We start from the raw sequence: 22547 nt of genomic DNA, 5'->3' as shown, positions 1-22547 counted from the left end.
TTTCCATCGAATGCTTCGCGAACACGGCCACCCCGGGCCGATCCGCCTTGTCTCAACCCCTCCACCAGGCGCGTCGATGCGTCAGTAAACGGCAAAACGGCACAGAAGGGTAGGCCTTGCGGCTTAACCTCGTCTCGTGCTGCATCATGCTGCTGAACGGCTGCCGGACGGCCACCGACACGGAAATGCTACGGGAGAAACTCTCTACAAAGAATGTATAAGAAAATCAGGCAAGAGCAGGGCGAAAGGCAGGAAGATCGATTTTTCCTGCGGGTATCCGCAAACCGCAGCAGGATAGACACATTCCTTCATGCGGCCCGTCAGAACACTGCCTGAAGTATGATGACGGCGAGGAACGAAAGACCGATGAACGCGGCAACCCGGATGGCCAGACGATTAGCCTTTGCCAACACGGCGGGTTTGACGTCCCGCTTGGGGTGAAACCGCTGCCGCCGCTTGAGGGTGGTTTGGGACAAGCGTTTTTGAGCCTCTGCCATTTATCGCCTCCACTTGGATCATCTCAGCCATTGTGCAGCGTTATTGCATTTCCTCAGTTTATCACGCTTGGCCAGCGGATTGCCAACCGTGATTCCGTTCTTCGGCCGCAGCGAACCCGTCGCTTCGAAATGGCTTTCACGGTCAGTCTTCGGTGTCCTCGCCCTCGTCGGTCAGGTCTTCGACCGGCACCAGGAAAACGACGAACTCATCGTCGATGGTCCTTTCCGGATCGTCATCGAATTCATAGGCGTGTTCGACTTCGCTGGCTTCCTCAGCCGTCGCTTTGCGCAGGCTGAGCGTCGCCTTCCGGTCCCACAGGGGCTTGCCCTCGGATTCTAGAATGGTCAGGTCGTCGCGAAAATCTTCCGCTTCGAAGAAATGCGTCGCTTCCTCATGGTTCTTCGAGCGAAAGCTGGCGACGGCGCGGCCGGCGATTTCAATGGTAAAGTAATCCATCCATCCCTCTTTATCTCCTCCGGATGGCAACACGGCCCCGGGGGTCATCAACGATGCCATGACTGGCTTCACACGCCTATAACAAAAACGGCCCGGTTTCCCGGGCCGTTCATGATTTTCAATGATCCACCGCTCAGATGAGCTTGGCGAAAGCCACGGCCGTGTCCGACATGCGGCTGGAGAAGCCCCACTCGTTGTCGTACCAGGACAGGACGCGCACGAAGTTGCCTTCCATGACCTTGGTCTGATCGGTCGCGAAGATCGAGGAGTGGCTGTCGTGGTTGAAGTCGCGGGAGACGAGCGGCTCGTCGGTGTAGCCGAGGATGCCCTTCAGCTTGCCGTTGGAGGCAGCCTTGATGGCTTCGTTGATTTCGCCGACCGTGGTGGCCTTCTTGGAAACGAACTTGAAGTCGACGACCGAGACGTTCGGGGTGGGAACGCGGATCGAGGTGCCGTCGAGCTTGCCCTTGAGGTGCGGCAGCACGAGGCCGACGGCCTTGGCGGCGCCCGTCGAGGTTGGGATCATCGAGAGAGCGGCAGCGCGGGCGCGATACAGATCCTTGTGCATCGTGTCTAGCGTCGGCTGGTCGCCGGTGTAGGAGTGGATCGTCGTCATGAAGCCGTGGTCGATGCCGACGGCGTCGTCGAGAACCTTGACGACAGGCACCAGGCAGTTGGTGGTGCAGGAGGCGTTGGAGATGACCATGTGCTCCTTGGTGAGCTGGTCATGGTTGACGCCGTAGACGACGGTGAGATCGGCGCCGTCGGCGGGAGCCGAGACGAGGACGCGCTTGGCGCCGGCCGTCAGATGGGCGGCGGCCTTGTCGCGGGCGGTGAAGATGCCGGTGCATTCCATGGCAATGTCGACGCCGAGTTCGCGGTGCGGAAGCGTTGCCGGATCCTTGATCGCGGTAACCTTGATCGGCTTGCCGTTGCCGACGGTGATCGTGTCACCTTCGACCTTCACTTCGGCCGGGAACTTGCCGTGGATCGAGTCGTAACGCAGCAGATGGGCATTGGTCTCGACCGGGCCGAGGTCGTTGATGGCGACGACCTCGATGTCGGTGCGGCCGGATTCGACGATAGCGCGGAGGACGTTACGGCCGATGCGGCCGAAACCATTGATGGCAACCTTGACTGTCATGTTCATTCACTCCCGATAGAATAGGGCCCGATAGGCCGGGCGGCCTGGAATTGAGGAGATGGAGAGCGCCTCAAGGCGCCCTCTTTAAAGCTTTGCTTCGGCAGCCGCAACGACGGCGTCGGCGGTGATGCCGAAATGCTTGTAAACGTCCTTGACCGGACCGGACGCGCCGAAGCTCTTCATGCCGATGAAAGTGCCTTCCGGTCCGATGAAGGCGTCCCAGCCCTCGCGGACGGCGGCTTCGACGGCGATCTTGACCGGGGAGTTGCCGAGCACTTGCTTGCGATAGGTTTCCGGCTGTTCGAAGAACAGTTCGGTGCAGGGCACCGAGACAACGCGGACCGAAACACCCTTGGCTTCAAGGGCTGCGCGGGCGGCCACGGCAATTTCGACTTCCGAGCCGGAAGCGAAGATCGTCACCTTGGCGTCGGCATTGCCGGCGAGCGTATAGGCGCCCTGTTCGCAGAGGTTCTTTTCGCTGTATTCGGTGCGGGCCGGGCTGAGGTTCTGACGCGTCAGGGCAAGGCCCGACGGACGGTTGTGGGTCTTGATGGCGATTTGCCAGCATTCCGCCGTTTCCGTGGCGTCGGCTGGACGGAAGACCAGCAGGTTGGGGATGGCGCGCAAGCCGGCGAGCTGTTCGACGGGCTGGTGCGTCGGGCCGTCTTCTCCGACGCCAATCGAGTCATGCGTCAGAACGTGGATGACGCGGATGCCCATCAGTGCAGCGAGGCGGATCGGCGGGCGGCAATAATCCGAGAAGATCAGGAAGCCGCCGCTATAGGGAATGAGGCCGCCATGCAGCGCAATGCCGTTCATGGCGGACGCCATGCCGTGCTCGCGGATGCCCCAGTGCACGTAACGGCCGGCGAAATCCGTCGGCGTGATCGAGTGCATCTGGCTGGTCTTGGTGTTGTTCGACGGCGTCAGGTCGGCGGAACCGCCAAGCGTCTCCGGCACGAAGCCGTTGATGATCTCCAGCGCGTCTTCGGATGCCTTGCGGGTTGCGACCGTCGGCCTAGTCTCGGCCAGCTTCTTCTTATATGCGCTGATCGCGGCATCGAAACCTTCCGGCAGGTCGCCTGCCATACGGCGGGAGAATTCCGCTCTGACCGGCGATCTGGACAGAGTTTCTTCCCATGCCTTGACGACATTGTCGGAACGGGTGCCGGCTGCGCGCCATGCATCGAGAACGTCCGAGGGAACGACGAAGGGCTCGTAATCCCAGTTCAGCGCCCTACGGGTGGCGGCGATCTCGTCGGCGCCGAGCGGGCTGCCGTGAACCTTGTGGCTGCCGGCCTTGTTCGGGGCGCCGAAGCCGATCACCGTCTTGCAGGCGATGAAGGTCGGGCGATCAGACTTGTGGGCGGCCTCGATTGCATCGGCGATGGCGGCCTGATCGTGGCCATCGATCTCGATCGTATTCCAGTGAACGGCCTTGAAGCGGGCGATCTGATCGGTCGAGTCCGACAGCGAAACGGCGCCGTCGATGGTGATCGAGTTGTTATCCCAGAAGAGGATCAGCTTGTTGAGCTTCAGGTGGCCGGCAAGGGCGATGGCTTCATGGCTGATGCCTTCCATCAGGCAGCCGTCGCCATTGATGACATAGGTGTAGTGGTCCTGGAGATCCGCACCGAATTCGTCGCGCAGCTTGCGTTCGGCGATCGCCATGCCGACGGCATTGGCGATGCCCTGACCGAGCGGGCCGGTGGTGGTCTCGATGCCGGTTGCGTGGCCGTATTCGGGGTGGCCGGCGGTCTTGGAGCCGACCTGACGGAACTGCTTCAGGTCCTCGATCGTCATGTCGGGATAACCGGTCAGATACAGCAGCGAATAGAGCAGCATCGAGCCATGGCCGGCCGACAGCACGAAGCGGTCGCGGTTCGGCCAATGCGGCTTCTTGGGGTCGAAGCGCAGATATTTGGTGAACAGGACCGTCGCCACGTCAGCCATGCCCATCGGCATACCAGGGTGGCCGGAATTCGCCTTTTCAACGGCGTCCATGGCGAGGAAACGGATCGCGTTCGCCATCCGGTCGTTTTGTTGGAGAGAGGTCATAGCTTTTCTGCAAGCTCCGGGTGTCGGGGGATGGCCTCGAGCCTCCAAGACCATCGAGTGAAAGCGGCTGACACATAGCAGTTGGGGCTGGCGAGTCAATCAATGGCGGGCCAAATCCCAGCGGCCTGCGGCAATTTTTTGACATTTGATCGCGCGACTTTACAAAAGACCAAACCGGCGCGGCGGGCCTGCCCAACACGTTCATCCACAGGTAGGCAGGCTGCCGGGTGACGGGATTTATTGACGGGCCGTTGGCGAGCTGCATATCCTCTTGAAATCACAAGATCGGCAGATGTGGCCGATTCGCAGGTCCTGCACGGGAATCGGAAAGGCATGATGCCCACAGGCAAAACCATGGAAGCAGCGCTCGACGAATTGAGACAGGCGATTTCGAGTCTCGAAAACGCCGTCGACATGCGCATCGAGCGTCAGCGAGAGCAGGGTGAGATCGAGGGCGAGGTGCGACGTGTGCATGCCGACCGCTCCCGTCTGGCCCAGGAGCTCGACCAGGCCGAATTTCGCGCCAACCGGCTGGAAGAGGTCAATCGTGAGGTATCGCGGCGGCTGGTGACGGCCATGGAGACGATCCGCGCGGTTCTGGACCGCTGATGAGAGAGAATTTGATATGGCGCAAGTGACGGTAACGATCGACGGCAAGGCCTATCGCATGGCCTGCGAGGAAGGGCAGGAGGATCATCTGACCGATCTCGCCACCCGTTTCGACCGCTATGTCGGCCATCTCAAGGGCCAGTTCGGTGAGATCGGCGATCTCAGGATCACCGTCATGGCCGGCATCATGATCATGGATGAGATTGCCGAGCTGACGCGCCGCATCGCGGGGCTGGAAACTGAGCTGGAGTCGCTGCGCGGCAACCGCGACACCGTGCTTGCCGCGACCGCCCGCACTGAGGAAACGCTGGCGGCGGCGCTCGGCGAGATTTCGAGCCGCATTCGCGGCATCACCGACAAGCTGAATGGCCGGGCCGCTCCCGAACTCAATTGATGTCAATTAAATAAAAACGGGCTGTCGTCGCCACTGGCGCGTCGATGCAAACGACCTTATATATCGCGATGCGGTCTGCGCCTCTCGACAGGAACCACAATCCCTGGGGCCATACTCGATCCAAAGGGAGCTGTCCCTGTCCGGGCTCGTGGGCCTGGACACACGGTGCCCACCTACGTTTGTAGGCGCCCAGGATCGTAAACATCCATCGGTCGTCGTGGATCGCACCTTTTCCTTTCATCATCGACGAAGACGCTGGATCACGGGCAAACGCGGCTCGCGCGTCCGCCCCTTGTGGCGCGCAGTTACTTCTTCAACCCGGGAAGCGTCACCTGGAAAACCTGGAACATGGTGTCCACGTCGGCGCCGCCGTCAGCCTTATAGGCGGCCCCCACCTGAAAGCCATCTTGCGTCAGGAAGTCGTTGTCGTTGGCGACGAACAGGAAGTAATCGTCCGGCAGCTTCGGGTCGAGGACACTTGCCAGACCCATGGCTTCCCATTTTTCCGATAGATCGTTCCTGTCGTTCGGCGCACCGTTGTGCAGGCCGAAGCGGCCAAGCTCTGCCTCGTCGTTGAGGTCGATAAACGGCGTCAGCGTCGCCGGCGTCAGCGACGGGTCGAGGACACCTTTCGGTGCGACCGCCTTGCCGGCGTCGAAATCGCTGCCGGCGATATCGGTCGCGGCGGATAAGTCGACGATGTCGATCTTGCGATACAGAGATTTGTCCCCCTTCACGCCCTGGCCGTTGCCGCTGTCACGGGCAAGCATCAGGAAGGTCTTGTCGGAAAGGGCGACGATCTCGCTCTCGGCGGCGATCGTCGTCTTGCCCTTGGCGTCCTTGAAGACCGGCAGCGGCACGACATATTCGTGCACCAGCTTCAGATGATCGGGATCGGCGGCGTCATAGATCATGGCGCGGGTATTCTGGCGGGTCGAGCCGGAATCGCCGCCGTCCTGGCGGGCCGCCGACTGCAGTACGGCAACGATAAACTTGCCGTCGGGCGTCATTGCCATGCCTTCGAGACCCTGGTTGTTCTGGCGGCCTGTTTCGGGGTCCTTCGGATCGGGAGCGGACCCGCCGGGACCGGGATTGTTTGAGGCGAAGCTCAGCGCGCCCTTGCGCATCGGCAGAAGCGCCTTGGGCGGCTGGGTGGCTGAAAGCAAGTGGCCATCGGCAGAGAAGCGATAGATATAGGGGCCGTATTCGTCGCTGACGAACATAGTGCCGTCGCCCATGCGGATGATCGCCTCATCGTCGAGGGCGATCTTGCCGTTCGCCGCCTGCGGCAGCGGCGGGAAGTTGCCCGCAGCGGCGCGGACGCCGGATTCCGGGTCGAGACCGGTCGTGTTCACGCCCTTGTCGTCAACAAAGAGCATGGAATCGACGAGTTTCGCCTCGACGCCCGATTGCTCCTTGCCGGCCTCGGGGGCCGCGCCTGGCGCGGTCGGGGTCAGAATGATCGAGAGGGTGTTCAGGCGCGGGTGGTAGTCGACAGTGCCGGCGACATTGTAACCACGGTCGGGCAAAAGGTAGAGCATGCCCTTATAGCTGGCGCCATCCCGACTCCAGGCGGCGGCGTCGATCGCCATGCCGGAGCCGGAGCCGAAGGTTTCACCGAATTTGTCGCGCTGGTTGGCCGGAATGCGGCCGACGCCGACCAGGCCCTTATTGACGAAACCGGCGGAATTCTCCGCCCTTGCCATGGCGGGAATGGCGGCGGATGCCGCGAGAACTGCGGCGAACAGCCGCGTTGCATATGGTCTGACGTTCTTCATGAAATAGCCTCTCGGTCAAAAGCGTTCCTGCAACGGTTCCCGCCCGCAAGCTGGACACCGTTTCGAATGACATTCCTCGGCTTCGGGATCGATTCCTCAGAACGGAACACGCCCGGATTTCGCCCCCTATCCCGGCTAAACGTCTAGGATGGGATCGTGATAACTGGATGACACCCTCAGAGCCTGCAATCAGCTCATTGCCCTAATCGACCGGATAGGGTCCTTCGGCGAACACTTCCTCGTGGTAGCCCTTGGAGCCGACATCGATCGCCAACGGGCTTCGCCATTCGCGGCGCTCGCGCAGGCAATCGACCACGAAGCGGAAATCATAGCGCGGCTGCCAGCCAAGTTCGCGCCTTGCGCGTTCGTTGACGTAGACGCGATCGAGCGTCGGGAACATTTTCCAGCCGCATTCGGCGTAAAGGGTGTTCGCACCTGGAAACAGCCGCTCGACGACAGCAGGCGCGTCACGCCTGAGCTCAGCGACGTCGCCCGGTAGAAAGGGCGTCGTGGCCGAGATGATATAGCGGCCGAAGCCGATTGCCGGTGCCTTTTCGAGCGCCAGCAAATGAGCGCCGACCACGTCGCTGATATCGACGCGGCGATGAAGCAGCTCGTTGGCCTGCGCATTTTCCGCCGAATAGCTGTTGCGAATCTCGCGATCGTCATCGCTTTCGGGAAAGAAGCGCGACGTCCTGAGGATGACAACAGGCAGGCGGGATTTGCGGGCGAAGAGTTCCGAGATTCCTTCGGCAGCGAGCTTCGTCACGCCATAGATATTCTTCGCGACAGGAAGCACGTCCTCGGTGACCCAAGCCGCGGGTTCGCCGGCGACCGGCGTCAGTGCCGCGCCGAAAGCGCTGGTGGTGCTGGTGAAGACGAAGCTTGCAACGCCCGCGGCGGTCGCCTCTTCAAGCAGGTTCAGCGTGCCGCCGACATTGGTGTCGAGGAAATCGCGATTGCCATGGGTCGCCACATGCGGCTTGTGGAGCGTGGCGGCATGGATGACGTGGCTGATGCCCGACATCGCTCGCCTGATGAAACCGCGGTCACCGATGGAGCCGACCATATCGGTAAAAGCCGATGGCTTGATGTCGATGCCGCGCGCCCACCGGCTCTGAGCTCTCAAGCTGCGCATCAGCGCCTCGCCGAGGTGGCCGGCGCTTCCCGTCACCAATATCGTCATCGCGTCGTCTCCTGGCCCCATTCGCGGCAGAGGCTACAAAAGACCGGCATTTGCGGACAACGCATAAATTATGCAGGAGGGTGCAGGAAAGCTGCAGGCTTCGCGACGGTGGTGACGAGACGGCCAGCGCTGCCGTCGGAAAGCCTGATCCGCTCCCAGGTGACGCGGCCGGGGGCAATCGGCAGGCGCACATTGCCGTTGGCGCCGGTATCGAAGGTCAACGATAGCAGCCTGCCCTCGTGCCAGCCGCACTCCTCCAGAGACTGTTCGGCGGCAGCGATCTCGGCGGAGGCGTAGGAGAAAAGAGAGCGGCCGAGAAAAGCGCTGAGCGGTGCGCGCCATTCCGCCTGCCGCGGTCGGGAAGCAGACAGCAGCCGATGGGTGCCATCGCAGATCAGATGCACTGGCCGGACGGAATCCTCGACCAGCCGCTTTAAAGCCGCATCGGCCGCAGCATATTGCGGCGAGGCGAAAATCCGTTCCAGCTTGACGGCTTGGTCGGGCGAGGGAGCAAGCTGGCCGCGCTCCCAGCGCGAAACGGTCGCCTGGTTGACCTCGAGGAGTTCCGCGAGGTGCTGCTGCTTGATGCTCCGCAGCAACCGCATGCGGCGTATGCCGGCTCCTGATATCGTCATTTGTCCTGAGCTCCCACGCTTCTTTTGCCAGGATAGGAGTTCGGCGGGCCGCAAGGCAAGCCGACCCTCACGCCGGAGCATTGTTCCGGCTAATCTAATCTTCGAGATCGCTTCTCAGCCGATCGAGGATCGACAGGGCGTGACCTGCATAGGCGCTGATCCAGCGGTCGTAGATGTGCTTGATCGGCAGGCTGTTCAGGTGGTTCCAGCGTTCGCGGCCCTCCTTTCTGGCGACGATCAGATCCGCTTCCTCAAGCACCTTCAGATGCTGCATCACCGTGCAGCGGTCCATGTCCGGAAACATTTCGCAAAGCGTCCCGGTCGTGCGGGGCGCGTCCTTGAGCAGATCGAGAATCTCGCGGCGGCGATGATGTGCCAGTGCCTTGAAAACGGGGTCGTCTTTCGATTCGCTTGACATGTTATGTTTTTATAACATAATGATGTCAGGTACAATGGAGAAGAGGAGAAGTATCATGTCTCTCGGAATCCGCGTTTCCGGCCGGATCGGCCGTCCCGTTGCCGAAGTGTTCGATGCCGTCGTCAACCCGAAGAAGCTCAGCAGCTATTTCACCACGATCGGCGGGGCGAGTGCCCCTCTCGTTCAAGGCACGACGGTAACCTGGTGGAAAGATGCGCCGGTCGAGGTTGTCGAGCTTGTGCCGGAAAGCCGCATCGTGCTTCGCTGGGACGGCGGCACTGCTGAGGACAAGACAAGGTATAAGACGCTGGTGGAGATGAATTTCAAGCCGCTGGAGGATGGCGGCACGTTGGTGACGATTGCCGAGAACGGCTGGCGCGAGGACGAGGCCGGCCGGCGCGGCAGCTATCTCAACTGCGAAGGCTGGACACAGATGCTTTGCAGCATGAAGGCCTTCGTCGAATACGGCATCAATCTGCGCGAGGGCATGTATCTCAGCGAGATGAAGGGCGAGCCGGCCAGCGCCCCGGATATTTGACGAGGCCCGACTCGAAGGAGATCGGCGGCCGACCGCCAGACTTTGCTTGCCTGTCACACTGCGGGTGCTAATTTCCGGAGTCGATACTTCATCTCGGTTTCCAGGAGATTCATTATGCAGCTTGGTATGGTCGGTTTGGGCCGCATGGGCAATTATATGGTCCAGCGCCTGATGCGGGGCGGTCACGAATGCGTCGTCTACGACACCAGGCCGGAAAGCGTTGCCGATCTCACAGGTCTCGGCGCGACCGGCAGCGCTTCGCTGGAGGAATTCGTCTCGAAGCTCACGCATCCGCGTGCTATCTGGCTGATGCTGCCGGCGGCGATCGTCGACAAGGTGCTGGCAAGCTTGGTGCCGCTGCTGCAGAACGGCGATATCATCATCGATGGCGGCAATTCCTACTATCATGACGACATCCGCCGCGGCGCTGAGCTCATCACCAAGGGCATCCATTATGTTGACGTCGGTACGAGCGGCGGCGTCTTCGGCCTGGAGCGCGGCTATTGCCTGATGATCGGCGGCGAAAAGGGCATCGTCCAGCACCTTTCGCCGATCTTCGCAACGCTCGCGCCCGGGGCCGGCACGACGGAAGCCTCACCGAACCGCAGCGCTGATGCGGCTGCAGCCAGCACCGCGGAACAGGGCTACCTGCATTGCGGCCCGCATGGCGCCGGCCATTTCGTCAAGATGGTGCATAACGGCATCGAATACGGGCTGATGGCCGCCTATGCCGAAGGCCTCAACATCTTGAAACGCGCCAATATCGGCGCTGCCTCGCATGAGGCCGATGCGGAAACCGCGCCGCTCGCACATCCCGAACATTTCCAATACGACTTCAATCTGCAGGATGTCGCGGAAGTCTGGCGCCGCGGCAGCGTCATCACCTCCTGGCTACTCGATCTCACCGCCGATGCCCTGCATGTCGACCCCGCACTTTCGAAATATGCCGGCCGCGTCTCGGATAGTGGCGAGGGCCGCTGGACGATCATGGCGGCAATCGACGAAAGCGTGCCGACCCCGGTGCTCAGTGCCGCGCTCTACGGCCGCTTCTCCTCGCGCGACAATGACGAGTTCGCCAACAAGGTGCTGTCGGCAATGCGTGCGGGCTTCGGCGGCCACGTGGAAAAGCCGGCGCCGAAATCTTGAGGATCAGGGCTTTCCTTGTCGCCCCGACGAGGAAAGCCGTTTCGCAATTTTCCTGGAATTGTCCTAGCCATAGGTATGGTTTTCCTACCGCTTGCTGGCGGCTACGGTCACGAGTATCCATTGCGGAAAGGGAAATGTCGGGGCTGCTTCCATTCAAGCGGCCGACACTCCATTGGAGGGCGGTCATGGGACGTGGCACGGCGGCGGGCTTGAAGGCCGCCATATTCGGCATCCTGGCATTCGTTGCGCTTTTCTCGGCGGCGTCGCCCGGCTTTTCCCAAACGCCTGCGCAAACGCCGGCTGCAAATACCCCGCCGGCGCAGGTGCGTGAAATGATGCAGCTCATGCAGGCGCCGGAGGTCAAGCAGTGGATGGCGACGCAGATGGCAGCACCTTCTGCGGCCGATTCGGTTAGCCAGAACCAGATGTCGGTTCTTTCAGGCCTGCTGCAGCATGCCCGCCGGCATGTATCGATGGTGTCCGACGCCGCGATGACTTTGCCCTCACAGATCGGCAATGCGTCCTCACTGTTTTTCGGTGAGCTCGCCGCCACCGGCTGGAGCCGGATGATCGCGCAATTCCTGGCGATCTTCCTGCTCGGGGCCATCGTCGAAAGCATCGCCGGCTATGCCTTCCGCCGTCGCCGCCGGCGTCTGGCTCAGATGGCCGGCATGCATCTGACGTCACGCGTCGTACCGGCTCTCATTTTCGCCGCGGCAACAATGCTCGCGCTGTCCAGTCTCGGCTGGCCTCCGCTCAGCCAGAGCGTGGCGATCCTCTGCGCCGTCGCGCTCATCGTCCAGCGTTTCACGATTTGCCTGGGCGGCGTCTTGGTCGATCTCATCGGGCTGGCGCGGGCCGAGGAAGAGCGGCAAGGCGTGATCGTTCCGATCATGCCGTCACGCGCCGTCGCGCTCTTCTGGTATCGCCGCTCCGCGATTTTCGTGATCTATTTCATGCTTGGCTGGGCGGCGATCCAGTCGATGGAGCCGCTCGGCTTTTCCCCGAGCGCCCGGCTCTTCGTCGGCTATATCCTCGGCATCGGGCTGCTGCTGATCGCCATCGAAGCTGTCTGGTCGCGGCCTCAGAAGGACGAGAAACGCGGACACGGGATTTCCTGGGCGCTCACCGTTTATTTCCTGTTGCTCTGGGGGCTGTGGGTCACCGGATTCAACTGGCTGCTCTGGCTCGGCATCTATGTGCTGATGCTGCCGCGGGTGCTCGCCGTCTCGACGATTGCAGTGAAATCGCTGCAGCAGACCGAAGCAAGCTTCCTTGCTACGCGCCGTATTGCCACCGTATTGCTCGACCGCGGCGTCAGGGCGCTGATTATCGCATTCGCGGCCATCTGGCTCGGCCAACTGCTCGGCGTCGGCGCCGACACGATGGCAGCCGGCGACAAAATGGTCGATAAGATCGCGCGCGGCGTCATTGGCGGAATCGTCATCCTGCTTGCTGCTGATCTGCTCTGGCACGTCGTCAAAGCCTATATCGACGGCAAGCTGCTCGGCATGCCCCTGGACGGCGGCGCGACGGATGAGGAAAAGGCTAAACATGCGCGGTTCCAGACGCTGCTGCCGATCTTCCGCAATATCCTTGCCGTGGTCATCGCCGTCATTGCGGCTCTCATGGTGCTCTCGGGTCTCGGCATCGAGATCGGCCCATTGATTGCCGGCGCCGGCGTCGTCGGCGTTGCTGTGGGTTTTGGCGCCCAGACGATCGTCAAGGATGTCATCAGCGGCATGTTCTATCTGTGGGACGATGCTTTCCGTGTCGGCGAATATATCGAAAGCGGCAGCCACAAGGGCGTCGTCGAGGCCTTCAGCCTGCGTTCGGTGAAGCTCCGGCATCATCGCGGGCCGCTGACGACCGTGCCGTTCGGCGAACTTGGCGCGGTGAAGAACCTCAATCGCGATTGGACGATCGACAAGATCAGCCTCAACGTCACATACGACACCGATCTCGTCAAAGCGAAGAAGGTGATCAAGCAGATCGGTCAGACCCTGCTCGAAAACCCGGAATTCGGCCCGCACATCATCGAAACGCTGAAGATGAAGGGTGTCGAGCAATTCGGCGAATTCGCGATCGAGATCCGTCTGTCGATGATGACGAAGCCTGGCGAACAGTTCGTTATCCGCCGCAATGCACTGGCAATGATTCGCAATGCCTTCAAGGAAAACGGCATCGAATTCGCCGTGCCGACGGTGCAGGTGTCCGGTGATCGCGCGGCGGAGGTGGATGCCGCCGCGGCGCGCTACGCTGCGCATGCACGGGCCGGCGGCGAGCCGGCTGCGTGAACCACCTTACATCGCCCCGGCAGCTGCGGTGAGCAGGCCGCCGATGATGGCCATGTTGCTTTTCCAGCTGTTGATGGCGCTGTCGCGGGCTGTGCCTTCCATGTCCCAGAAATTCAGCAGCATCACGGAGGCGGCAAGCGTGAAGATGATGAGGCCGAACGCCGCCGCGGCGACGAAGAGACCCAGCATCAGCAGGAGACCGGCGGCAATTTGAAAGACGCTGCCGGAAATCAATACCCATTTCACAAAAGGTATGCCGCGGGCTTCGATGGCGTCGGTTATCGGCACGATGACGAAAAAATGATGGATGCCGGCGGCAACGAAAAAACCGCCGAGCAGCAATCTGCCGAGGATGAGGATCACGAAGGCCAGGTCATCCTGCATGTCTAACCCTACTCTCGCGTTTCAAATCCTCGTCATCACCGCAAACTCTTCGCAAGCTTACGAAAATGCAATGTGCCAATACAGTTTGCCTGCGCAAATTCGCCCCAATTGAGGATGATTGAGGCGCAGACGGCGGGGCTGGGGTAGCGGCGGCATGGCTTCATAGAGCTTATATGCCTGTCATGCTACGTCTTCGAAAAATGATTCCCGCCAAGTTTGGAAATTGCGCAGGTACGAGATGTCGGGTCACGGCAATTTGGAAGAGATGGAAGCGGCGGACGGGTTTTCTTTAGGCGCGCTTTTCAGACGCTACAGGACGCCACTGACGGCAGCCGCGACACTCGTTGTCTTCTGCCTCGTCGGTTATGCGATCATGCAGCTCACCAACGAGGTTCGCTATGATGATGTCGTCGGTGCGCTCGCAGCGACCAGGCCGAGCGCCATCCTGCTGGCGCTGTTCTTCACCGCACTCAGTTTCCTATCCCTCGTTTTCTACGACCTCAACGCCATCGAATATATCGGCAAGAAGCTGCCGTTCCCGCATGTGGCGCTGACGGCGTTCAGTGCCTATGCGGTCGGCAATACCGCCGGTTTCGGCGCCCTTTCGGGCGGCGCGATCCGCTACCGCGCCTATACGCGCCTCGGTCTTTCGCCGGACGATATCGGCCGGATCATCGCCTTCGTCACCCTGTCCTTCGGTCTCGGGCTTGCCGGGGTCGCGGCGATCGCCCTCATTATCATCGCCAGCGAGATCGGGCCGCTGATCAGTGTCAGCGCGTTCCTTCTCCGGCTGATTGCCGGCTCGATTATTGCCATTCTCGGGGCTGTCATGATCATCGGCCGCGAAGGCCGCGTGCTCGATCTCGGTGCGGTGGCAATCCGCCTGCCGGATTCGCGCACTTGGTCACGGCAATTCCTGGTGACGGCGTTCGATATCGCCGCCTCGGCCTCGGTGCTCTACGTGCTCTTGCCACAGACGGCGATCGGCTGGCCGGCCTTCCTGGCCGTCTATGCGATCGCCGTCGGTCTCGGCGTGCTCAGCCACGTTCCGGCCGGGCTCGGCGTGTTCGAGACCGTGATTATCGCCTCGCTCGGCAGCGCGGTGAATATCGATGCGGTGCTCGGATCGCTGGTGCTCTACCGGCTGATCTATCATGTGCTGCCGCTGTTGATCGCCGTGCTCGCGGTGTCCGCGACGGAACTGCGCCGTTTTGTCGATCATCCGGCCGCCTCCAGCGTCCGGCGCATCGGCGGACGGCTGATGCCGCAGCTGCTGTCGACCTTGGCCCTGCTGCTCGGCGTCATGCTGGTGTTTTCGAGCGTTACACCGACGCCGGATCAGAATCTGGAATTTCTGTCCAACTATCTGCCTCTGCCGATGGTCGAAGGCGCGCACTTCCTCTCCAGTCTGCTCGGATTGGCGCTGGTGGTCGCCGCGCGCGGCCTGGGGCAGAGGCTCGACGGCGCCTGGTGGGTAGCGGTGTTCTCGGCCCTTGCGGCATTGACCTTGTCGCTGTTGAAGGCGATTGCGCTGGTCGAGGCGGCTTTTCTCGCTTTCCTCATCTTCGGGCTCTTCGTCAGCCGACGGCTCTTCACCCGGCATGCGTCGCTGCTCAACCAGGCGATGACGGCGTCCTGGCTGATGGCGATCGCGGTCATCGTCGTCGGCGCCGTCGTCATCCTGCTCTTCGTCTATCGCGATGTCGAATACAGCAACGAACTCTGGTGGCAGTTCGAATTTACCGCCGAGGCGCCGCGGGGACTGCGCGCCCTGCTCGGCATCACCATCATCTCGTCGGCGATCGCCATTTTCAGCCTGCTCCGGCCGGCGACCTTCCGGCCGGAGCCGGCGACGGAGGAGGCGCTGACGCGCGCCGTCGACATCGTCAGGAGGCAGGACAATGCCGACGCCAATCTGGTGCGCATGGGCGACAAGAGCATCATGTTTTCGGAAAAAGGTGACGCCTTCATCATGTACGGCCGGCAGGGCCGTTCATGGATCGCGCTGTTCGACCCGGTTGGCGATCATCGTGCCGTGCAGGAACTCGTCTGGCGCTTCGTCGAAGCGGCGCGGGCCGCCGGATGCCGCGCCGTCTTCTACCAGATCTCGCCGGCGCTGCTTTCCCATTGCGCCGATGCCGGCCTCCGCGCCTTCAAGCTCGGCGAACTGGCGGTGGCCGACCTCCGAACCTTCGAAATGAAAGGCGGCAAATGGGCGAATCTGCGCCAGACGGCGAGCCGAGCCCAACGCGACGGGCTGGAATTCGCGGTAGTCGAATCCGAGGACGTGCCTGATATCATCGATGATCTCGCTGCCGTTTCCACGGCCTGGCTCGAACATCACAATGCCAAGGAAAAAGGCTTCTCGCTCGGTTCGTTCGATCCCGATTATGTTTCATCGCAACCGGTCGGTATCCTGAAGAAGGATGGCAAGATCGTCGCCTTCGCCAATATCCTCGTCACCGAATCCCGCAAGGAGAGCACGATCGATCTCATGCGTTTCTCTCCGGACGCGCCGAAGGGCTCGATGGACTTTCTCTTCGTGCAGATCATGGAGTATCTGCGCGGTCAGGGTTTCACTCACTTCAATCTCGGCATGGCGCCACTCTCCGGCATGTCGAAACGCGAGGCGGCACCCGTCTGGGACCGCATCGGCAGCACCGTCTTTGAGCACGGCGAGCGCTTCTACAACTTCAAGGGCCTTCGGGCATTCAAATCCAAGTTTCATCCGCACTGGCAACCGCGCTATCTTGCGGTTTCCGGAGGGGGCAATCCGATGATCGCGTTGATGGACGCGACGTTGCTGATCGGGGGCGGATTGAAAGGGGTAGTGAGAAAATGATCAGGACAATCCTTCTTGCCACGGCATGCGCCTGCATGCTCGCGGCCGCACCGGCTCATGCTGCCGAGGAAACCACGCAGAGCTTCGAAAGCGGGCTCATTCCGTCGCCGCACATCTTCTTGCCGGAAGGCGAGGTGAAGGGCACGGTGATGCTGATCTCGGATGCCGCCGGCTGGGGCGATTACGAGAAGGCCGAGGCCGACAGGCTGGTTTCCGAAGGCGCCGTCGTGATCGGTGTCGACTTTCCTTCCTATATCCAGGCGCTCGACCGCTACGATGTCAGCCTCAATGACGGGTGCCTCTACACGGTCTCGGATATCGAATCGCTGAGCCAGCAGGTGCAGCGTGCGACCGGCAACAACGCCTATCATCTGCCGATCGTCGCCGGCATCGGCGAGGGCGGGGCCTTGGCGCTGGCAATTGCAGCGCAGACACCGGATGCGACGATCGGTCAGACGCTCGCCGTCGATCCGAAGGCCGGCATCCCGCTGACCAAGGAACTTTGCACGCCGGCTTCGAAGAAGGCGGTTGGCGGCCGCATGGTCTACGGGTTGAGTGACGGCGCGCTGCCGGACCCCGTTATTTCGGTCTTCACGCCCAACGCCGACAAGGATGGCAGGGCGCATGCCGAAGCGCTGAAGAAAGTCCATTCCGCGATCGAGATCCGCGATTCCACCGACGACGCGCAGACGGTCTTTGCCGATACGCTCGATGACCTCGTCACCGCCTCGGGCGCCTTCGGCAATCCGCTCGGCTTGCCGCTGGCGATCCTCGAGGCCACCCCCACCCTGGATACGATGGCGGTGATCTATTCCGGCGACGGAGGCTGGCGAGACATCGACAAGGAAGTCGGCGGCACCCTGCAGAAGGAAGGTATTCCCGTCGTCGGTGTCGATTCGCTTCATTATTTCTGGTCGGAGCGCAAGCCGGAGGAGACCGCCGGCGATCTTTCGAAGATCATTGATTTCTACCGCAAACAGTGGAAGGTGAAGCATGTGCTGCTCGTCGGTTATTCCTTCGGCGCCGACGTCGTGCCCGCGACCTATCAGCTGCTGAAACCGGCCGAGAAGTCCGCGGTGGCGCAATTGTCGCTGCTGTCGCTCTCGCACCAAGTCGACTACGTCATCTCCGTTCTCGGTTGGCTCGGCCAGAAGACGGAAGGGGCGGGAGGCGATCCGGTCGCCGATTTGAAGAACGTCGATCCCAAACTCGTGCAATGCGTCTACGGCAAGGACGATGACGACGACGTCGCCTGTCCGGCGCTGAAGGATAGCGGCGCCGAGGTCGTCGAACTGCCCGGTGATCATCACTTCGATGAGAATTACGATCTTCTCACCAAGACGATCATCGACGGACTGAAGAAGCGGCTGCAAGATTAGAGCAGCATCGTGCTTAGAGCCTTGGTTAGATTGAAGCATTCTGTTGGCTCAAATGGAGTCGGATTGTCGACCGGCCGGCGCGCGTCGTAGCCCAGCTCTACGGCCAAGCCGGCCCGTTTCAGCCAACCCTCCCGCAGATTTGCCAAGCAAATCTGCAAGACTTGGGAAGCGCCGGACGCACTGATCGCTTCGCCACGGCGAAGCGGTGCGGCCGGTGGGCTGGGCATGTTTCCGCCAGGATCAGAGGCGATCGGCTCGGACGTACCTTGGGTATGCCCGTCGCCAATCGCCTCTGCCCTGACGAAAACCTGCTCCGGCAGAATGCTTCAATCTAACCAGGTAAGGCTCTCTAACGTGCCAGCATCTCCTCGCTCCAGCCAAGCTCGGCGACTTCCTTACCCCGAAACCGCGCGTCGTCGGCGACGATGAATTCATCGAGTTGCGGCGGAGCGACGCCGGTGCCGGAAAGCATCGCGTGCACCTGGCCGCGATGATGGGTCTGGTGCTGGAAGAGATGGGCGAGCACGTCGTCCATGCGCTCCTCCTGAATGCGGTCGCCGCGACGGAGCCTGACGGTCGAGACCAGCCCCTCCGGGCTCAGGGCCTCACAGAGCACCGTCAGGCGGAGGTCGACCGCCGCCTGCGCTGCGCTCAGCGATGCTATGTCGTCGAAGGGTTCTTCGATCTCGAAGGCCTGGTAGCCAAGCGTGCCGCCTTCCATGCCATCGACATAGAACCAGTCGACCGTGATGATGTGGTTCAAGGTTTCCTTGATCGAGGGGAAGAAGCCAGTGCGCGGCGCTTCGAATTCGCCAGGTTTCAAGGCTGCGCAAGCGCGCAACAGACGGTGGTTGGCAAGGGCGTTGTTATAGGCAAGTTTGCGAAAGACCCTGACGGGATCGACGGTCGACATCGGCGGCTTTCCTCTCAAGCGCTTGCGGAATGTTTGCGTCAGTCATCAAGATTGCCGTCGCGCCAGACGAGATGACGCGGTGCTGCCGGCAGGTTCTCGATTTCCTGGGCAATGAAATAGGGCGGGATATCGAGCGCGGTCAGGGCTGTGCGCGTCGCGGCAACCCATTTGAATTCGAGATGGTTGTCGCCGTCTTCGACGCGATGGACGATCTCATGCGGCCGAAAGGGAAATTCGGGTGGGATTTCCATCAGATAATAGAAGCCGAGTTCATGCCAGTCGCGCTGTTCGCAGTGGAAAAAATTCTCGACGGTCCAGAGGAGGCGCGAGACTGTGACGTTGAGGCCGAGTTCCTCCATCATCTCCCGTTTCAGCGTTTCTTCCGAGGTCTCGCCGATTTCCGCCGTTCCCCCTGGAAAAGTCCAGAAGGGCTCGTGCACGGCGCGATGAACGAGCACATGGCCATCGCGAAAGGCGAGGCCGGCGAAGCGATGGTTGAACGTTGAGCGCCCACAGTCAGGCGGATGTGGGTGCGCTTGCTCATGTCATTCTTATCCGAGATCGATTACGACGATTTCCGGCGGCACACCGAAGCGGACCGGCGCGATGGAGCACCCGAGGCCGCCGGACACGATGATATTGCGCCCCTCCTCGACGATATGGCCATAGGCGTAGCGATTGCCGTAGTGCGAGGGGACGATCGGTGAACGGCCGAAGAAGCGGATCTGTCCACCGTGGGTGTGACCCGAGAGCGTCAGCGAGACGCGCTCGGGCACGCGAGGAAAGATATCGGGCTCATGGGCAAGCAGGATGACGGGGGCGTCATCGGTGACCTGAGCCATCGTTCCATCGAGATCGTCGAGGCCGGTCATGCGCGTGCGGCCCCATTTCCTGCCGGGCAGCAGCGCCAGCTGATCTTCGAGCCCTGCGAGCCAGAAGCCGCGGCCATCCTTATCGAGCCGGACGGCGCGGTTGCCGTAGACAGGGATGCCCACATCGGCAAGCGCCCGGTGTCCGAAGGTTTCCACCCCGCCGTTGTTCTGGGCGGTCCTGTCCTCCCACCAGTCATGGTTGCCCATGATTGCATGGACGCCGAGCGGGGCTTGCAGAGTTGCGAGCGCCTTCGACCATTGGCTCGAATGCACATATTGCGTCACCATGTTCATGCCGGCGGCGTAATCGCCGAGCAGGACGGTCACGTCGCCTTCGAGTTCATTAGCCCGGTGGCAGATCGAGGTAATGCGGTTTGCCGACATCCAGGGTTCGCAGGCATGGATATCGGCGAGCGCGACGACGCGGAGCTTCAGCCCCGGCGTCCATCCCGGCGGCGTCAGCCGGTAACGGGCGATGCCCAGTCGCGCCAGCGGTTCATAGGCGAAGGCGTAACCGCCGAGCGACATAACACCTGCGATACCGCCGCCGACAAGCTTGAAAAATCCGCGGCGGGTGATCACTCAGTCGTCCTCCTGGAACAGCCGGAACTGCGCAGCCTCCATTTCCTTGGGCGGTTGCATTCCGAGATGTTTCCACGCGATTGCGGTCAGAACACGGCCGCGCGGCGTGCGCTGAATGAAACCCTGCTGGATCATGTAAGGCTCGATGATGTCCTCGATTGCGTCGCGCGGTTCCGACAGGCCGGCGGCGATGGTTTCGATACCGACCGGGCCGCCGCCGAAATTGACGGCGATCATGTTGAGGTAACGCTTGTCGAGCTGATCGAAGCCGACATTGTCGACGAGCAAGCGGGTCAGCGCCTCGTCGGCGATCTCGCGGGTGACGGCTTCCGCCCTTGCCACCTCGGCGAAATCGCGCACGCGCCGCAGCAGCCGGCCGGCGATGCGTGGCGTGCCGCGGGCGCGTCTGGCGATCTCGCGCGCACCTTCTTCGGTCATCGGCAGGTTCATCAGCCGCGCGCCGCGGCGCACGATCAGTTCCAGTTCTTCGACGGTATAGAAGCTCAGGCGCACCGGGATGCCGAAGCGGTCGCGCAACGGCGTCGTCAGCAGGCCGAGGCGGGTGGTCGCCGCCACCAGGGTGAATTTCGACAGATCGATTTTCACCGAGCGGGCGGCAGGGCCCTCGCCGATGATGAGGTCCAATTGGAAATCTTCCATGGCCGGATAAAGGATTTCCTCCACCGCCGGATTGAGGCGATGGATTTCGTCGATGAAGAGCACATCGCGCTCCTCGAGATTGGTGAGCAGTGCGGCGAGATCGCCGGCCTTGGCGATAACAGGGCCTGACGTCGAGCGGAAATTGACGCCGAGTTCCTTCGCCATGATCTGCGCCAGCGTCGTCTTGCCGAGACCGGGCGGACCGACGAAAAGCACATGGTCCAGCGCCTCGCCGCGGTTCTTCGCAGCCTCGATGAAGACCTTGAGATTGGCGCGCGCTTCCGCCTGACCGGTGAATTCGTCCAGCGATTGCGGGCGCAGGGTAATGTCGAGATCTTCGCCCCGCTTTTCCGGCGATATCAGGCGGGCGGGTTCGCTCATGCTCTTATTCCGTTTTGAAACCTGTCACAGCAATACACCAAAAAACGGTCGCCTCGATATCCAACCGTCGTTTTTCCGGGCTTCACCGCGCCAACTCCTTCAATCCCAGCCTGATCAGCTTAGCGCTGTCTGCGCCGTCGCCGGCCGTCTTCATCGCCGCCGCAACTGCATTGGCCGCCTGGTCTCTGCTGTAACCGAGGTTGGTCAGCGCGGAGACCGCATCGGCGACCGGCGCGGCCGCGACACCTTCGCCGAGTTCCTGCTTGAGGGCGATATTGATCGCTTCCCCGGCAAAAGCCGGCGCCCGGTTCTTGAGCTCGGTGACGAGGCGCATCGCCACTTTCGGGCCGACGCCCGGCGCGCGGGAAACGGCGGCGCGGTCCTGCAGGGCAATCGCATTGGCGAGTTCGCCCGGCGTCAAGGTCGAGAGCACGGCAAGCGCGACCTTGGCGCCCACGCCTTGAACGCTTTGGAGCAGGTTGAACCACTCCCGCTCCAATGCAGTCATGAAGCCGAAGAGCTTCAACTGATCCTCGCGCACATATGTCTCGATGAACAGCACGCAGGCCTCGCCGGCCGAGCCGAGCTTGGATAGGGTGCGGGCGGAGCAGTGGGCGACGTAGCAGACGCCGTGCACATCGACGAGCACATAGTCTTCGCCGATCTCGTCTATGGTGCCTTTCAGCTTGCCGATCATGGGGCGTGGTCTCTCAAGGGTGCGTTTCGGGCGTGATAAGTTCAACGGAGGGGAAATAAGATCGGTATCCGCCGGGGTTGCGGGTCAAAATCTTGTAGCCCCTTATCGTCGCATGGGCGCCGATGAGGAAGTCGGGCAATATCTGTTCGCGCCGTCCGCCGGCGCGACGGTAAAGCCGGAAGGCTTGAGCTGCGGCGAAGACAGCCGGCCAAGGCAGGTTCTCGCGGCGGAATTCATCCTGCGGAAGCAGTTGCTCGACTTCATCCATATCGTCGTAGCGAACGGAAAATTCGGAATAGATGATCGGATTTATGAGGATCGGGCCATCTCTGAAGACGTCGAGCATTTTTCGACGCGACCAACCGTGCCAGTCCGAACCGGCCACAGCCAGATCGACGAGTATGTTTGTATCGACAAGCGTTGCCATCAGCGATCACGGGTCATCGACATGAGGTCTTCGGCATCAATCGCCTGGTCGCCGGTGCCTTCGAGACGGCGGATCGTCTGCAGGAAACGGTCGAGCCGGCCCCGATCCTCGATCTCCTGCTTGCAGTTCTTCGGCGAGAGAACCAGCTTGCCGTTCTCGATCGAGAAGATGACCTCGCTGTTGGCCTCGATGCCGGCAAGCTCTCTGAGATCGCGAGGAATGGTGACCTGGCCTTTGGACGTGACGCGCATCT

22 protein-coding genes, 1 other RNA gene and 1 pseudogene are annotated in these 22547 nt (G+C 61.6%); 8 read left to right on the top strand and 16 right to left on the bottom strand.

All coding sequences use genetic code 11. The annotated features are described in order from the left end of the window. Positions 1-320: 320 nt before the first annotated feature. The 4 genes from AMK02_RS31775 to tkt all read right to left on the bottom strand — a co-directional run bounded on the left by AMK02_RS31775 (position 321) and on the right by tkt (position 4156). A complete protein-coding gene (locus tag AMK02_RS31775; RefSeq protein ID WP_176439455.1) occupies positions 321-497 on the bottom strand; it encodes a hypothetical protein in 177 nt (58 codons plus the stop codon). 142 nt (positions 498-639) lie between these two features. Beyond that, on the bottom strand, positions 640-954 hold the full coding sequence (locus tag AMK02_RS17730) for a hypothetical protein (protein WP_064804827.1): 315 nt from the start codon (positions 952-954) through the stop codon (positions 640-642). A gap of 133 nt (positions 955-1087) precedes the next feature. Beyond that, the gene (gene gap / locus AMK02_RS17725) at positions 1088-2098 is read right to left on the bottom strand and encodes a type I glyceraldehyde-3-phosphate dehydrogenase (RefSeq protein WP_064806319.1); all 1011 of its coding nucleotides are present in this window, start codon (positions 2096-2098) and stop codon (positions 1088-1090) included. Between the two features lie 84 nt (positions 2099-2182). Continuing rightward, positions 2183-4156: a transketolase gene (gene tkt, locus AMK02_RS17720; protein ID WP_064804826.1), complete on the bottom strand. Its 1974-nt coding sequence runs from the start codon at positions 4154-4156 to the stop codon at positions 2183-2185. 333 nt (positions 4157-4489) lie between these two features. On the opposite strand from tkt, the gene AMK02_RS17715 reads away from it, so the two are divergent. From AMK02_RS17715 to ssrS, 3 genes are all read left to right on the top strand, one after another. After that, positions 4490-4765: a DUF4164 domain-containing protein gene (locus tag AMK02_RS17715; protein WP_011426717.1), complete on the top strand. Its 276-nt coding sequence runs from the start codon at positions 4490-4492 to the stop codon at positions 4763-4765. Positions 4766-4781: 16 nt separating this feature from the next. After that, complete coding sequence (locus AMK02_RS17710; RefSeq protein ID WP_064804824.1) at positions 4782-5159, top strand: cell division protein ZapA; 378 nt, start codon at positions 4782-4784, stop codon at positions 5157-5159. 69 nt (positions 5160-5228) lie between these two features. Then, positions 5229-5387, top strand: a non-coding RNA gene (gene ssrS / locus AMK02_RS17705) — 6S RNA. Between the two features lie 77 nt (positions 5388-5464). On the opposite strand, the gene AMK02_RS17700 is transcribed toward ssrS, so the two are convergent. The 4 genes from AMK02_RS17700 to AMK02_RS17685 all read right to left on the bottom strand — a co-directional run bounded on the left by AMK02_RS17700 (position 5465) and on the right by AMK02_RS17685 (position 9176). Continuing rightward, on the bottom strand, positions 5465-6937 hold the full coding sequence (locus AMK02_RS17700; protein WP_064804822.1) for an esterase-like activity of phytase family protein: 1473 nt from the start codon (positions 6935-6937) through the stop codon (positions 5465-5467). Between the two features lie 202 nt (positions 6938-7139). Beyond that, positions 7140-8123, bottom strand: coding sequence for an NAD-dependent epimerase/dehydratase family protein (locus AMK02_RS17695; RefSeq protein WP_064804820.1), 984 nt, complete (start codon positions 8121-8123; stop codon positions 7140-7142). Between the two features lie 68 nt (positions 8124-8191). Then, positions 8192-8758 (bottom strand): helix-turn-helix domain-containing protein, encoded by a 567-nt coding sequence (locus AMK02_RS17690; RefSeq protein WP_064804818.1) that lies wholly within the window; start codon positions 8756-8758, stop codon positions 8192-8194. A gap of 94 nt (positions 8759-8852) precedes the next feature. Continuing rightward, positions 8853-9176, bottom strand: a complete 324-nt coding sequence (locus AMK02_RS17685; protein WP_064804816.1) for an ArsR/SmtB family transcription factor — start codon at positions 9174-9176, stop codon at positions 8853-8855. A 55-nt stretch (positions 9177-9231) separates the two neighbouring features. Here AMK02_RS17685 and AMK02_RS17680 point away from each other — a divergent pair, with 55 nt between their 5' ends. The 3 genes from AMK02_RS17680 (at position 9232) to AMK02_RS17670 (ending at position 13157) form a co-directional block, all read left to right on the top strand. After that, positions 9232-9714 (top strand): SRPBCC domain-containing protein, encoded by a 483-nt coding sequence (locus AMK02_RS17680; RefSeq protein ID WP_064804814.1) that lies wholly within the window; start codon positions 9232-9234, stop codon positions 9712-9714. Positions 9715-9828: 114 nt separating this feature from the next. Continuing rightward, positions 9829-10860: a phosphogluconate dehydrogenase (NAD(+)-dependent, decarboxylating) gene (gene gnd / locus AMK02_RS17675; protein ID WP_064804812.1), complete on the top strand. Its 1032-nt coding sequence runs from the start codon at positions 9829-9831 to the stop codon at positions 10858-10860. A 185-nt stretch (positions 10861-11045) separates the two neighbouring features. After that, positions 11046-13157 (top strand): mechanosensitive ion channel family protein, encoded by a 2112-nt coding sequence (locus AMK02_RS17670; RefSeq protein ID WP_064806317.1) that lies wholly within the window; start codon positions 11046-11048, stop codon positions 13155-13157. A 6-nt stretch (positions 13158-13163) separates the two neighbouring features. On the opposite strand, the gene AMK02_RS17665 is transcribed toward AMK02_RS17670, so the two are convergent. Further along, complete coding sequence (locus tag AMK02_RS17665; protein ID WP_064804810.1) at positions 13164-13541, bottom strand: DoxX family membrane protein; 378 nt, start codon at positions 13539-13541, stop codon at positions 13164-13166. 238 nt (positions 13542-13779) lie between these two features. Here AMK02_RS17665 and mprF point away from each other — a divergent pair, with 238 nt between their 5' ends. Then, positions 13780-16383 (top strand): bifunctional lysylphosphatidylglycerol flippase/synthetase MprF, encoded by a 2604-nt coding sequence (mprF, locus tag AMK02_RS17660; protein WP_064804808.1) that lies wholly within the window; start codon positions 13780-13782, stop codon positions 16381-16383. Next, complete coding sequence (locus AMK02_RS17655) at positions 16380-17762, top strand: virulence factor family protein (protein WP_064804806.1); 1383 nt, start codon at positions 16380-16382, stop codon at positions 17760-17762. Before mprF ends, AMK02_RS17655 begins: the two co-directional genes overlap by 4 nt. A gap of 349 nt (positions 17763-18111) precedes the next feature. Here the strand turns inward: AMK02_RS17655 and AMK02_RS17645 are convergent, their stop codons facing one another. From AMK02_RS17645 to AMK02_RS17615, 7 genes and pseudogenes are all read right to left on the bottom strand, one after another. Beyond that, positions 18112-18675 carry a DinB family protein gene (locus AMK02_RS17645; protein WP_064804802.1) on the bottom strand — a complete coding sequence of 188 codons (564 nt, stop codon included), beginning with the start codon at positions 18673-18675 and terminating at the stop codon, positions 18112-18114. A gap of 38 nt (positions 18676-18713) precedes the next feature. After that, positions 18714-19219, bottom strand: a pseudogene (locus tag AMK02_RS17640) (NUDIX hydrolase). Between the two features lie 7 nt (positions 19220-19226). Next, entirely contained in the window at positions 19227-20129 is a 903-nt protein-coding gene (locus AMK02_RS17635) for a metallophosphoesterase (RefSeq protein WP_064804800.1), read from the bottom strand. Next, positions 20130-21170, bottom strand: a complete 1041-nt coding sequence (ruvB, locus tag AMK02_RS17630; RefSeq protein WP_037141201.1) for a Holliday junction branch migration DNA helicase RuvB — start codon at positions 21168-21170, stop codon at positions 20130-20132. An 82-nt stretch (positions 21171-21252) separates the two neighbouring features. Further along, complete coding sequence (ruvA, locus tag AMK02_RS17625) at positions 21253-21867, bottom strand: Holliday junction branch migration protein RuvA (protein ID WP_004669783.1); 615 nt, start codon at positions 21865-21867, stop codon at positions 21253-21255. A 13-nt stretch (positions 21868-21880) separates the two neighbouring features. Beyond that, positions 21881-22294 (bottom strand): type II toxin-antitoxin system VapC family toxin, encoded by a 414-nt coding sequence (locus tag AMK02_RS17620; RefSeq protein WP_064804798.1) that lies wholly within the window; start codon positions 22292-22294, stop codon positions 21881-21883. Next, a complete protein-coding gene (locus AMK02_RS17615; RefSeq protein WP_010004698.1) occupies positions 22294-22545 on the bottom strand; it encodes an AbrB/MazE/SpoVT family DNA-binding domain-containing protein in 252 nt (83 codons plus the stop codon). Before AMK02_RS17615 ends, AMK02_RS17620 begins: the two co-directional genes overlap by 1 nt. Positions 22546-22547 lie beyond the last annotated feature (2 nt).

Origin of the sequence: Rhizobium sp. N731, from assembly GCF_001664145.1 — a bacterium.
Classification (GTDB): domain Bacteria; phylum Pseudomonadota; class Alphaproteobacteria; order Rhizobiales; family Rhizobiaceae; genus Rhizobium; species Rhizobium esperanzae.
This window is presented reverse-complemented; position numbering and strand designations above follow the sequence as displayed.